The organism is Megasphaera micronuciformis F0359, from assembly GCF_000165735.1.
GTDB lineage: Bacteria > Bacillota > Negativicutes > Veillonellales > Megasphaeraceae > Megasphaera > Megasphaera micronuciformis.
In genome coordinates this window covers 26370-38929 of sequence record NZ_GL538181.1, presented here as the reverse complement: position 1 = coordinate 38929, position 12560 = coordinate 26370, and the positions used below count along the sequence as shown (strand labels likewise).

The window sequence follows — 12560 nt, the reverse complement described above, 5'->3', positions numbered from 1 at the left end:
TTCCGGTTATAAAAAATTCTTAAAACGGGATTATATAAAAAATTCAGACGTACGGCACCGTCTTTCGGTGCAAAGGATATTGAGGAGTGACATTCATGACCGACGAAAAAGAAAGAGAATCTGCCGACCTTATTCATCCGACAGCTATTATCGACCCTAGAGCTGATATCGGAAAAGGCGTAAAAATCGGTCCTTATGCCGTTATAGGGCCTAATGTAAAAATCGGCGACGGTACGGAGATTATGTCGCATGTCGTTATTGACGGATGGACAACAATCGGTAAAGATTGCCGCTTTTTCCCGAGTGCATCCATCGGTTCGGAACCGCAGGATCTAAAGTTTAACGGTGAGAAAAGTTATGTCATTATCGGTGACCGCTCCGTATTTCGTGAATTTGTAACGGTTAGCCGCGCTACGGGTGAAGGTGAAGAAACCCGTATCGGTAACGACTGCCTGTTTCAGGCTTGTACGCATGTTGCCCATAATTGCATAGTAGGTAATCACGTTATTATGAGTAACTGTGCCGGCCTGGCCGGTCACGTTACTGTAGAAGATCGTGTCGTTATCGGCGGCATTGCAGGCGTGCATCAATTTGTCAAGGTGGGTCGAAATGCCATGATCGGCGGCTTGGCCAAAGTCGTTCAGGATATACCGCCTTTTGTTATTGCCGACGGGCAACCGGCGCGTATTATCGGTTTAAACAGTGTCGGGTTGGCACGTGCCGGTATTTCCGAAGAAACGCGACGGGAGCTGAAAAAGGGGTTCCGCCTCTTATATCGTTCGGGCCTTAACTTGGGTCAGGCCATCGAATCGATGGAACAGGAATTAAACAGTAGTGAAGAAGTAGAACACTTATTACGTTTTTTGCGCAATGCGGAACGCGGTATTTGCAGAGGGGCTAAAGACTGATAAAAAGGGCAGGTAAGCGTTGTCTTGCCTACCCTTTTTTGCTATATCCGTGCTGACAGAAAATGTCGTTTTTTGGTATAATAAAATGTACTATACATTAATGTAAGGATGGTATACATGGGTAAAGTCGGTTTATTGGCAGGCGTCGGAAATTTGCCTGTCGAGTTTTTGCGTGCCGCCCATCAAATGGGGCATGAAGTAATAGTTATTTCCGTCGTGCCCGATACGGCGGCGGCCTTAAAGACCGAAGCGGACGCATACTACGAGATTAATGTGGCGAAGCTTGATAAGATTATTAAGACTTTGCTCCGTGAAGGCGTTACGGACGTTACCATGATCGGTAAGGTAACAAAAGAAATTCTTTTTAAAGGTATAAAATTTCCCGATTTTCGGGCCGTGAAGCTTTTAGCGAAGTTGCGTAATCGCAAGGACGACACGATTATGTTGGCGATTGTCGACGAATTGGCGAAAGATAACCTTGTGGTTGCCGATCAAACGGCATACTTGAAACCGTTGATGCCGCCGCCCGGTGTTTTGACAAAACGAAATCCGACAGAAGAAGAAAAGGAAGATATTCGTTTCGGGTTTGAAACGGCGAAGGCTATGGGCGGCATGGATATAGGACAGACTGTTGTAGTGAAGCACAAGGCGGTCATGGCTATTGAAGCTATTGAAGGAACCGATGCGTGCATTCGTCGCGGCGGTGCATTGGGAAGAGGCGGTGCCTGCGTGGTAAAGGTGGCCAAACCGAATCAGGATGTACGTTTTGACGTGCCGGCCGTAGGTAAACAGACACTCTTATCCATGATTGAAAGCGGATGTACGCTTTTGGCAATGGAAGCGCATAAAACCCTGTTTGTAGAGCAAGAAGAAGTATTGGCACTGGCAGATGAGCATCGTATTTGTATTTGTGCCGTTGACGAATCATATTAATGAGGAGAGCCTATGAAAATCATGCTTTCCGCCGGCGAAGCGTCCGGTGATTTACACGGTGCCAATCTTGCCGAAGCATTGAAAGCCGTAGATTCGCAGGTTGAGTTAATCGGTATGGGTGGCGAACAAATGCGTAAGGCCGGTGTCCGCATTGTGTATGACATAAAAAATCTCGGCGTTATCGGCATCGGAGAGATTATAAAAAAGATACCTTTCTTTTATAAATTGCGCACTTTTTTAGTCAATACGATGAAAGAAGAAAAACCGGATGCATTGGTTTGCATCGACTATCCGGGGTTTAATATGAAGCTCATCGAAAAGGCTAAGGAGGCGGGAATTCCTGTAATTTATTATATTCTGCCGACTATTTGGGCTTGGCATAAGAGCCGCGGCAACGTTATTGCCGAATATACGGATTTGGCCGTATCACTTTTTCCTTTTGAAGCCGAAATGTATAAGAAAATGGGTACGAACGTTGTGTATGGCGGACACCCTCTGTTGGATACGGTAAAGCCGTCCATGTCGAAAGACGAGGCGTACAGCTTTTTCGGTTTACAACAGGGGAAAAAGACCGTACTTTTTATGCCCGGCAGTCGTGTACAGGAAGTACAAAGCTTATACGGAAAAATGTTGGCGGCAGGAAAATTGTTGCAGGACAAGGTTGAAGGGTTGCAGTTTATGGTTCCGAAGGCTTCTACCATTGACAGACATATGTTGGAAGAAGCCGCGCGAGAAGCGAATTTAGAGGTTCATATAGGCGAAGAACGGGTATATGACATGATGAATATAGCCGATGCGGCTATTTGTGCGTCCGGCACGGCTACTCTTGAAACCGCTTTAATGGGAGTACCGACCCTTTTGGTATATCGTGTCAATGCATTGACCTACTGGTTATCAAAGATTTTGGTTCACTTGGACAGTATCGGGTTACCGAATATTATTTCGGGACATCGTATTATGCCGGAACTCTGGCAGGATGAAGTAACACCCGAAAATATAGAAGCCGCCGTTTTGCCCTGGTTAGTGGATGCGGCAGCTGCGGAGGAAGCACGACATTTGATGGCCGGTGTACGCTGTCAAATGGGTGAAGCAGGGGCTGTACGACGTACGGCTGAAATCATTTCTGAATTTGTAAAGGAGAAACAACTCCATGAAGCAGTACAATAGTTGGCACAGCTACAAGCGGTTGTTACGGTTTATCGTTCCTTATAAGAAGAAGTTGTCCATTGCCGTCGTTTGTATGGCTTTTTCGGGACTCAGTAACGTTGTCGTTCCTTGGGTTATCAAGGATGTTATCGATAAAGTTCTGGCGCAAAAGGATGTGCATACGCTGAATCTGATTTGCGTCGGTATTCTGGCACTGTTTATCTTTAGAGGCTTCTTTTATTTCTGGCAGAAATACTTGATGAGTTACATTGGACAACATATTGTTAACGATATTCGTGAGGCTCTTTATCGCCATATTCAGAAGATGTCTTTGTCTTATTTTGACAGGCGCAAGACCGGTAATATTATGAGTAACCTCACTAATGACGTTACGGCTTTACAAACGGCTATTGCCGATAATCTGATTTCCTTTGTGCAAGAAGCCGTAATTTTAGTCGGGTCCCTGGTTTCCATGTTTTACCTGTATTGGAAGCTGACCTTTTTAACCTTGGCAGTCGTGCCCCTTGTCGTTTTAACAATTAACTATTTCGGCAAACGTCTACGTAAGGCCGGACATAAGGTTCAGGGAAAACTGGCCGACATTACGGCTCTTATAGAAGAAGCCATTTCAGGCATTCGTATTATTCGTTCTTTTAACAGGGAAGATCACGAAATTGATCGTTTTGTAGAACAAAATGACAAGAATTTCTGGGCTCTTATGGCAACTACCCGATTAACAGCTATGTTGACGCCGTTTATTCAGTTCTTCGCAGCTGTTGCCGTCGTAGGAATTATTTGGTACGGCGGCATGAGCGTTATTGACGGAGCTATGACGGCAGGTGCTTTAATCGCTTTTTTGATTTATGCTATCAACCTGTCGAATCCCGTTCGTCGAATCAGTGAGATTTACGGTGAAATTCAACGTTCGTTGGCTGCAGCGGATCGAGTATTTGAAACGCTTGATACAAAATCGGACGTAGAGGAAAAACCTGATGCCGTAGACTTGAATATCGTTCATGGCAAGGTAGAGTTTGAAAATGTATGCTTCTCTTATGATGAGGAACATGAAGCATTAAAGGACTTTACCCTTACTGTAGAGCCGGGTGAAGTCGTAGCTCTGGTGGGACCCAGCGGTGCCGGCAAATCGACTATTGCCAATTTGGTACCCAGATTTTACGATGTAACCTCAGGGGCTCTGAAAATTGACGACACGGATGTGAGAGATGTGACTTTTTCGTCATTGCGCAGCCAAATCGGACTGGTACCGCAGGAAACGATGTTGTTCAATACATCTATTATGAATAATATTCTCTACGGTCGTCTTGATGCGACGGAGGAAGAAGTCGTGGCAGCTGCCAAGGCGGCCAATGCACATGAGTTTATTAAAGACCTGCCTGACGGGTATACGACTGTAGTCGGAGACAGAGGTAGCGCGCTTTCCGGCGGACAGCGTCAACGAATCGCCATTGCCAGAGCTATTTTGAAGGATCCTCATATTTTGATTCTCGACGAAGCTACATCGGCATTGGATACGGAAAGCGAAAAAATAGTACAGTCGGCCTTGGAAACCTTGATGAAAGGACGAACGTCTTTAGTCATTGCTCATCGACTCAGTACGGTTCGAAATGCGGATAAAATCGTTGTTATCAATCACGGTTCTATTGTCGAATCGGGTACTCACAAGGAGTTGCTTGCCCGCGACGGCTTATATGCGAGCTTATATGCGGTTCAATTTAATCCCGAAGTCGTAACGGAAGGATAGAGTCCTCTTGAAACTAAACATAAAAGCCAACTTTCTTTACTGGGTATATAATATTCTTCTACTCTTGTATTGGGCTACGTTGATTCCCGTATTGATTTATCGTCTCTTTCGAGAAGAAGGATTTTTTCAACGGATTAAACAAAGTATCGGTTGGCTGCCGGAAGATTTGAAAAAGAAAATATCCGATAGAGACGCTATTTGGATTCATGCGGCTTCGGTAGGAGAAATCGTAGCTGCCAGTCCGATTGTACGGGAAATGAGGAAAGAACATCCTGAAGAAGTTATCATCGTATCCGTTGTAACGGCTACAGGCTTCAGTATGGCTCACCGAATCATTGAAGGGGCTGACGGGATTTTATATTTCCCTCTCGACTTGCCGTATTTTACGAATCGTATTTTGAATATCGTCAACCCCAAGGTGATAGTCCTGGTAGAAACTGAAATTTGGCCGAACTTCCTGCGTGTCGCCGAAAGTAAGAATATTCCCGTCATGATGATGAACGGACGTATCAGTAATCGCAGTGCTTCACGTTATCGCCTTATTACCTTCTTTACACGCCATGTACTCTCTTCCATACGCGTCTTTTGTATGCAAAGTCGTATTGATGCACAATATATTATCAGCATCGGTGCCGACCCGAATAAAGTTATTGTAACGGGCAATACGAAGTATGATCAGACGTACGGTATTGTAACGGAAGAAGAACGGGGGCGCTTGCGTAAGGAGATGGGCTTTAATGATGATGCTTATCCGATTATGATTGCCGGAAGTACGCACAAGGGTGAAAATATTCCCGTGTACAAGGCATTTGTCAAGGTTAAGGAACAATTTCCGCAGGCGAAGCTCATTATTGCACCTAGATATATTTACCAGGCCGATTTAATTATCAGCGAAGGTGTATCCTTAGGTGTAACCATGGTCAAACGAAGTGAAATGGTATCCGGTTGTAAGTCGGATATCCCTTACGACGGTGTTATCTTGGATACGATCGGTGAGTTAGGCCGCGTATACAGCATAGGCGATTTGATTTTCGTAGGCGGCAGTTTGGTTCGAGTCGGGGGACATAATATTCTTGAACCGGCAGCACACGGAAAGCCTATTGTCGTTGGACCGAATATGTTTAACTTCGTTGAAATTTACGAACTTCTCAGCAGACGTGGCGCTTGTGCCATGGTACGTAACGAAGAAGAGTTTATCGATACGTGTCTCGATATTTTGTTAAATCCTGCAAGAGCCAAGCATATGAAGGAAAGTTGCTTGCAAATTGTCGGCGAAAACCAAGGGGCAACGCATCGTAATTTAAATGAATTGAAAAAATTGTTGGATAAATTGCAGTTATGGGGATAGAAATATGTCTTTACGTGAAAAAGTGACTAAGCGATTTCTTGAATTGACGGAAAAGGGAGCACAAAATAAGGGTGATGACCTGATGCTATCCTTTTTGGAAATGCTTGAAAAAGTTTATGAAAAGGCGGTTACACGTCGTCGTCACGCTTATGCATCAGGGATAAAGAAAGAAACTTCTTTTGATGCTACGGTTATCAGTTTGGGAAACATAACGGTCGGCGGTACGGGGAAAACCCCTATGGCGGTTTTTCTGACGAAGGAAATTCGCCGCATGGGCTATACGGTAGCCGTTTTGAGCAGCGGATATCGCTCGCAGGCGGAAAAGGCCGGTGCTATTGTATCGGACGGAAATAACGTTTTATTGACACCGGCTGAAGCCGGCGATGAAGCTGTCCTTTTGGCACGCTCCCTGCCGGGAGTTCCCGTTTTATCGGGGCGGCGCCGAACGGAAACGGGGCATATTGCGGTAGACGAGTTTCATCCCGATGTCATTTTGATGGACGATGCCTTCCAACATTGGCAAGTGAAGCGAGAGTTGGACATAGTTCTGATTAATGCGGCCAACCCTGTCGGTAACGGACACTTATTGCCGCGCGGTATTTTAAGAGAACCTCTTGATGAATTGGAACGTGCCGGACTTTTTATTATTACGAAGGCTGATGAAGCCGACAGAGATGAAGTGGAAAAGATCTATTCTCTCCTAAGATACTATAATGAAAGCGCACCCATTGCCGAAGCGGAACATCAACCGAAATGGTGTGTTCCCTATGCGCAATGGTTGAAGGGAGAGATATCTGCTGAAGGACTGGAAGAAGACAGTAAGGTCGTTGCATTATCGGCTTTGGGCAGTCCCGATTCTTTTGAGGAAACTCTGGAAGAAGCGGAATATGAAGTTGTTCGCTCTTTGCGGTTTGACGATCATCACGTTTACACGGAAAGAGACTTGCGAGAGGCCTCATCTCTGGCGACGGCACAGCGAGCCGTTGTAGTAACGACGGAAAAGGATGCGGTCAAACTTTCGCCGTCTATGGTAGAGTCTATGAGTGTTCCCCTATATGTGCTGGGGATTGAAATAGAAATTACAGCCGGTGAAGAAGAAGTAAAACGCGTATTAAAACGTGTGCTGGGAGGATAAAATGAAATTTATATGCATAATCCCGTCACGATTCGCATCGACGCGATTACCCGGTAAACCTTTAATCGATTTAGCGGGCAAACCGATGATTCAGCGAGTATATGAACAGGCTTGTAAGGCGACAAAAACGTCGGGGACCGTTGTGGCTACCGATGACCCGAGAATTTATGACAAGGTCATGTCCTTCGGCGGTCAAGCGGTTATGACGGATAAGAATCATGAAAACGGTACAGCCCGCTTAGCTGAAGCGGTAGGACACTATAAGGATGCCCATGTGGTCATTAATGTTCAAGGAGATGAACCGCTAATTGCACCGGAAGTCATCGATGCGCTTTGTCAAGCCTTTGAAGAAGATGCAGACTTGCAAATGGCTACGGTAGCTACGCCCTTGCAGCCTGAAGAGTATGATGATAAGGGAGCTGTTAAGGTCGTTGTCAATAAGCGGGACGAAGCCATGTATTTTTCCCGCTCCCTGATTCCGTACCCGCGGCACGACTATACGGTACAACACGGCCCGTATAAGCATATAGGGATTTACGCATACCGACGAGCCTTTTTGCTCGAATATGCGAATATGGAAGTAACCCCGTTGGAAGCGACGGAATCTCTCGAACAGTTGCGTGTATTGGAAAACGGATATAAGATAAAAGTTATTAAAACAACACATACGTTTATCGGCATAGATACGCCTGAAGACGTAGATCGAGTCAGAGAGTATTTTGCTAAGGAGAAGGTTTGATGAAATCTGTTAAAGTAGGAAATACGGTCCTTGACGGGTCGTCTTTATTCGTCTTGGCCGGACCTTGCGTCATAGAAGACCCGGAACGCACCTTGAATATCGGCCGGGAGATGAAGAAGATTTGTGAAAAATTGGGACTGCCTTATGTATTCAAGGCATCTTTTGATAAGGCCAACCGTTCATCTTTCACGTCTTACCGCGGACCGGGCCTGGAAGAAGGCTTGAAAATCCTGGGGCATATCAAAAAAGAATTGAATGTTCCCGTCGTTAGTGATATTCATGCAGTGGAACAGGTCGAAAAAGCGGCGGAGGTCTTGGATATTTTGCAAATCCCCGCATTCTTGTGCCGTCAGACGGATTTGCTTGAAGCGGCGGCGGCAACAGGAAAGTGCGTAAATGTTAAGAAGGGACAGTTTTTGGCTCCTGAAGACATGGGAAATGTAGTTCAAAAGATCCTCCATAAGGGCAATGAAAATCTCATGCTTACAGAACGCGGCGTGACTATGGGATATCATAATCTGGTTGTCGATATGCGTAGCTTTCCCATTATGAGATCCTTCGGCTATCCCGTTGTATTTGATGCTACACACAGCGTACAGCTTCCCGGCGGTGGCGGTACGAAGTCTACGGGACAGCGACAATTTATCGGTAATCTTGCCCGGGCGGCAGCCGGATCGGGGATTGACGGGGTCTTTATGGAAGTGCATGACAATCCTGCTGAAGCCTTAAGCGACGGACCGAATTCACTGTATTTATCCCAAGTCGAAGGCGTTTTGCGTGATATGGTTGCTATTCATTCCATTGTCGCAAAGAGTACCGAAACGGCTATGTAATCGATTCATACGTGAGGTGTGTGCCATATGAATATATTGGAAGAAGCAAGAGAAGTACTCCGTGTGGAAGCGGCAGGAATAGAACGCCTGATACCTACATTGGATCAGCGCTTTGTCAATGCCGTCAATATGATTTTCGAATCTCGGGGACGTGTTATCGTTACGGGTATGGGGAAATCGGGCCATATAGCCCGTAAGGTGGCGGCTACTTTAGCCAGTACGGGAACGCCGGCCTTTTTTCTTCATCCGGCCGAGGCGATTCACGGTGATTTGGGCATGGTAACTATTGATGATACGGTGTTGGCATTCTCTAATAGCGGAGAAACGACGGAAATCCTGAATATATTGCCGTCCTTAAAACGTATCGGTCCCAAACTGATTGCCGTTGTAGGAAATATGAACTCAACGTTGGCAAAAACGGCCGATATCGTTCTTGATGTGACAGTAGAGAAAGAAGCCTGCCCCTTGGGATTGGCTCCGACTACCAGTACGACTGTGGCCTTGGCCCTCGGTGATGCTTTGGCAGTAGCCCTCTTACAGGCGCACAACTTTACGAAGGATCAGTTTGCTGTATTCCATCCCGGCGGAGCTTTGGGTAAAAAATTGCTTTTAACAGTAAAAGACGTTATGCATAAGGGTGTGGATAATCCTGTTATCGGTGAAGAAAGTACGGTTCAGGATGCGCTCTTTATGATGACGGAAAAGGGATTGGGTGCCGTAGCCGTTACGCGTGAAGACGGTACTTTGGCCGGTCTGGTTACGGACGGTGATGTACGACGCGGTCTGGAAACGGGGTCTAATTTCTTACAGTGGCCTGTAGATGCCATGATGACTAAGAACCCCCGACGGATCTCTCAGGATAAATTGGCTGCCGAAGCCTTACATATTATGGAAAAAAATCAGCCGCGACCGATTACGGTATTGCCGGTTATTGATGAAAACGATAAGGTTACGGGTATGATTCATTTGACGGACTTATTGCGTCAAGGTGTCGTTTAATGAAGGCGGAACATATTAAGGTAGTTGCCTTCGATGTAGACGGCGTATTTACGGACGGAACTCTGTACTACGGTGCGAACGGTGATTGTATGAAAGCCTTTTCCGCCCGTGACGGCATGGGTATTTCTATGGTTAAGGCAGCCGGTTTGCGCACTGCCATTATTACGGGTCGCTCATCGCAAAGCGTGGCTAAACGGGCTGAAAACTTAGGAATTACCTACGTAATACAAGGATCGTCATATAAAAAAGAAGGCTTGGCCGAGTTGTGTGAGAAGGCTCAAGTCACTGAAAAAGAGGTTGCCTACATGGGCGATGATATTAACGATTTGCCTGTAATCGCGGCTGTCGGTTTCAGCGGTGCTCCTCAGGATGCATGTCGGCAGGTACGGGAAGCGGTCCTTTGGGTATCGGACAATCCGGGCGGTCACGGGGCGGTTCGAGAGTTTTGTGAATACATTTTGGAGGCTCGGAAACAGTTGGACGATGTTATTGCTGCTTATAAGGGCGGTAAGAACGAGCTTAAACAATAAAGAAAGGAGCGTCCGTTAGAGTGTTAAAAAATTGGCAGTACCATGCAGTAAGGGCTATCGGAAGATTTGTATGCCTCTTTTCTTACGATACAATTGTCAAATGGGGACGAAAATTGGGACCCGTTGCGGGACGACTCCTGAAGAAACAACGCAATCGAGGTATTTTTCATGTCATGCGCGGGCTTAAGTGCGATGAGGCGGAAGCCGTTGCGGTTATTGACGGCGTTTTTGCCAACTTGGGTCAGGCATTAATGGAAATCTTATATACCCCTCGTCTGAATAAGGATTGTATTTCCCGGTATGTAACCTTGGATCAGCCGGATATACTTGAAAGAGCCTTGGAAGAAAATAAGGGTGTTATTGCCTTAACGGGTCACTTGGGAAACTGGGAATGGATGGGAGCCTCTTTGGCTTTATACGGATACCCGGCAACTACTATTGTAAAAAATCAGCCCAATGATTCGGTTACACGGTTTTTGAATGAAAATCGTGAACGCATGGGTTTGGAAGTCTTTGCTCGAGGCGGGAATGAAATGATTATTGCAGCTCGAGCTTTGAAGAAGAAAAAAATTCTCGGTTTTCTTGCCGATCAGGATGGCGGTTTTGACGGTGTGCCGCAGGAATTTCTCGGACAACTGGCTTCGACACCTCGAGGAATTGCTCTTTTTGCTCGCCAATTTCGTTCCCCTATCGTGCCGATTTTCCCGTATCATGATGAAAACCATCGTAATCGCGTCTATATTGGAGAGCCGATTTACTTTGAAGATACGGGTGATAAAGAGCGGGATATTGCAGAATTGACGAAGCAAACGGCGATTATTACGGAAAAATTTATTAGAGAACATCCGACAGAATGGTTGTGGTTCCAGCATCGTTGGAGCACGAAACCGGAGGAAATGACGGCACTTCAGACTGAAGGAGGACAGGAAGGCATATGATACAACGGATTCAAAAATATAAGTTGCCGCTGATTGTAGGGGCCTTCATCCTTTTATTTGCCGCCGTATTGATTCCTCTTTTGCGTGAGGGAGAAAAGCCGGCGGAAGTCAATACGGAGCGTTTTGTTGAGTTTGACGGATCGGAACTGGAAGAAAAGCGTGACGGAAAGTTGGTCTGGCATTTAACGGCCGACAAAATCCTGGTTGATCCCGATTCTGGCAAGGTCTACTTTGTAAAACCCACGGGGACTTTTGTGAGTGATGACGGAGTTCAACTGACGATTACGGCCGACCAGGGCATTGTAGATAGAAACGGAAAAACGATTGAGCTTAAGGCCCCTCTGGAAGCGCATACGGATCAGGGAGATTCGTTGCAGACCGACGGGAGTGTATACTATAATATGGATACTCGTGAAATAACAGGCGGTAAAGTCGTAATTACACGTGCCGATCAGACCGACTTGAGTGCCGATTCATTTACGGCCAACGCGGCACTTAATGCAGTAACGCTTACCGGTCATGCCCGTATTACCAAGGGGGAATAGAGAATGAAAAAAACATGGATATATACTTGTGCAGTCTTACTGGCTGCAACTGCCGTGTCCGTACCTTCGCTGTCGACGGTAGCCGCACCTCAGCCGGCCATTTCCGTAACAGCCGATCAGTTACAGTATGACGGCAAAACGCAGGTAGCTACGGCTAAGGGAAATGTTGTCATCGTACGGGATAATGCGACTATGACCGGAGCTACCGCTATGTATAATTTGAAGACGGCCGAAGCCGATTTGGACGGCGGCGTTACGGTGGAACAGCCGGATATGCATGTAACGGCACAAAAATTACATTCGACGAATAAAAATTATGTCGTAGCTACCGGTGATGTTCGCGGCATATACGGTGATCGTAAATTGAACGGCGACCAGGTCGAATATTACTTGGATCAGGACTACGGTATCGTAACGGGTAACGGTTATATGGAAGCTCAGGGGTCGCAAATGTGGGCTGATCGTATCGATGCCTGGACCAAGAAAATTCTGGCAGTCGGTACGGGTAGTGTTCATATTGAATCGCCGAAGGATAACTTATCCGCTTATGCGAATAAGGCGGAGTATACCCAAACACCCGGCGTAAATGACGGTGTTATCAACCTTTTCGGTGATGTGCACGCAACGCAAAACGGCAGCAGCCTGAACGGTGATAATATTCAAATCCGTCTGGCCGATGATTCGGCTCAGGCCATGAGTCGGTCGACACTCATTATCGTACCGACCAACTAGGCATTTTGAGGA

At 46.3% G+C, this 12560-nt stretch carries 13 protein-coding genes; all 13 read left to right on the top strand.

Features of this window, described 5'->3' with window-relative positions; translation table 11 throughout:
* Nucleotides 1-95 precede the first annotated feature (95 nt).
* The 13 genes from lpxA (at nucleotide 96) to HMPREF9429_RS01015 (ending at nucleotide 12548) form a co-directional block, all read left to right on the top strand.
* Nucleotides 96-908, top strand: coding sequence for an acyl-ACP--UDP-N-acetylglucosamine O-acyltransferase (gene lpxA, locus HMPREF9429_RS01075; RefSeq protein WP_006940971.1), 813 nt, complete (start codon nucleotides 96-98; stop codon nucleotides 906-908).
* A gap of 117 nt (nucleotides 909-1025) precedes the next feature.
* Complete coding sequence (locus tag HMPREF9429_RS01070; protein ID WP_040773157.1) at nucleotides 1026-1841, top strand: LpxI family protein; 816 nt, start codon at nucleotides 1026-1028, stop codon at nucleotides 1839-1841.
* 12 nt (nucleotides 1842-1853) lie between these two features.
* On the top strand, nucleotides 1854-3008 hold the full coding sequence (lpxB, locus tag HMPREF9429_RS01065; protein WP_006940969.1) for a lipid-A-disaccharide synthase: 1155 nt from the start codon (nucleotides 1854-1856) through the stop codon (nucleotides 3006-3008).
* Nucleotides 2992-4749, top strand: coding sequence for an ABC transporter ATP-binding protein (locus HMPREF9429_RS01060; RefSeq protein WP_006940968.1), 1758 nt, complete (start codon nucleotides 2992-2994; stop codon nucleotides 4747-4749). The genes lpxB and HMPREF9429_RS01060 overlap by 17 nt, the downstream gene beginning before the upstream one ends.
* A 7-nt stretch (nucleotides 4750-4756) precedes the next feature.
* Entirely contained in the window at nucleotides 4757-6097 is a 1341-nt protein-coding gene (locus HMPREF9429_RS01055; RefSeq protein WP_006940967.1) for a 3-deoxy-D-manno-octulosonic acid transferase, read from the top strand.
* A 4-nt stretch (nucleotides 6098-6101) separates the two neighbouring features.
* Nucleotides 6102-7232, top strand: a complete 1131-nt coding sequence (gene lpxK, locus HMPREF9429_RS01050) for a tetraacyldisaccharide 4'-kinase (protein ID WP_006940966.1) — start codon at nucleotides 6102-6104, stop codon at nucleotides 7230-7232.
* A 1-nt stretch (nucleotide 7233) separates the two neighbouring features.
* Nucleotides 7234-7971, top strand: a complete 738-nt coding sequence (kdsB, locus tag HMPREF9429_RS01045) for a 3-deoxy-manno-octulosonate cytidylyltransferase (RefSeq protein WP_006940965.1) — start codon at nucleotides 7234-7236, stop codon at nucleotides 7969-7971.
* Entirely contained in the window at nucleotides 7971-8804 is an 834-nt protein-coding gene (gene kdsA / locus HMPREF9429_RS01040) for a 3-deoxy-8-phosphooctulonate synthase (RefSeq protein WP_006940964.1), read from the top strand. Before kdsB ends, kdsA begins: the two co-directional genes overlap by 1 nt.
* 27 nt (nucleotides 8805-8831) lie before the next feature.
* The gene (locus HMPREF9429_RS01035) at nucleotides 8832-9803 is read left to right on the top strand and encodes a KpsF/GutQ family sugar-phosphate isomerase (RefSeq protein WP_006940958.1); all 972 of its coding nucleotides are present in this window, start codon (nucleotides 8832-8834) and stop codon (nucleotides 9801-9803) included.
* Nucleotides 9803-10333, top strand: coding sequence for a KdsC family phosphatase (locus HMPREF9429_RS01030; protein WP_006940957.1), 531 nt, complete (start codon nucleotides 9803-9805; stop codon nucleotides 10331-10333). Before HMPREF9429_RS01035 ends, HMPREF9429_RS01030 begins: the two co-directional genes overlap by 1 nt.
* 20 nt (nucleotides 10334-10353) lie before the next feature.
* Nucleotides 10354-11271 (top strand): lysophospholipid acyltransferase family protein, encoded by a 918-nt coding sequence (locus tag HMPREF9429_RS01025; protein ID WP_006940956.1) that lies wholly within the window; start codon nucleotides 10354-10356, stop codon nucleotides 11269-11271.
* A complete protein-coding gene (gene lptC, locus HMPREF9429_RS01020; protein ID WP_006940955.1) occupies nucleotides 11268-11816 on the top strand; it encodes an LPS export ABC transporter periplasmic protein LptC in 549 nt (182 codons plus the stop codon). Before HMPREF9429_RS01025 ends, lptC begins: the two co-directional genes overlap by 4 nt.
* A 3-nt stretch (nucleotides 11817-11819) precedes the next feature.
* Nucleotides 11820-12548, top strand: coding sequence for an LptA/OstA family protein (locus HMPREF9429_RS01015; RefSeq protein ID WP_006940954.1), 729 nt, complete (start codon nucleotides 11820-11822; stop codon nucleotides 12546-12548).
* The last annotated feature ends 12 nt before the right edge of the window (nucleotides 12549-12560 follow it).

Bases quoted from the DNA above. Each gene is read 5' to 3' on its own strand.
- lpxB (WP_006940969.1), top strand. From the start codon at position 1,854: ATGAAAATCATGCTTTCCGCCGGCGAAGCGTCCGGTGATTTACACGGT.
- HMPREF9429_RS01060 (WP_006940968.1), top strand. From the start codon at position 2,992: ATGAAGCAGTACAATAGTTGGCACAGCTACAAGCGGTTGTTACGGTTT.
- kdsA (WP_006940964.1), top strand. From the start codon at position 7,971: ATGAAATCTGTTAAAGTAGGAAATACGGTCCTTGACGGGTCGTCTTTA.
- HMPREF9429_RS01030 (WP_006940957.1), top strand. From the start codon at position 9,803: ATGAAGGCGGAACATATTAAGGTAGTTGCCTTCGATGTAGACGGCGTA.
- HMPREF9429_RS01070 (WP_040773157.1), top strand. From the start codon at position 1,026: ATGGGTAAAGTCGGTTTATTGGCAGGCGTCGGAAATTTGCCTGTCGAG.
- lpxA (WP_006940971.1), top strand. From the start codon at position 96: ATGACCGACGAAAAAGAAAGAGAATCTGCCGACCTTATTCATCCGACA.
- HMPREF9429_RS01035 (WP_006940958.1), top strand. From the start codon at position 8,832: ATGAATATATTGGAAGAAGCAAGAGAAGTACTCCGTGTGGAAGCGGCA.
- lptC (WP_006940955.1), top strand. From the start codon at position 11,268: ATGATACAACGGATTCAAAAATATAAGTTGCCGCTGATTGTAGGGGCC.
- lpxK (WP_006940966.1), top strand. From the start codon at position 6,102: ATGTCTTTACGTGAAAAAGTGACTAAGCGATTTCTTGAATTGACGGAA.
- kdsB (WP_006940965.1), top strand. From the start codon at position 7,234: ATGAAATTTATATGCATAATCCCGTCACGATTCGCATCGACGCGATTA.
- HMPREF9429_RS01015 (WP_006940954.1), top strand. From the start codon at position 11,820: ATGAAAAAAACATGGATATATACTTGTGCAGTCTTACTGGCTGCAACT.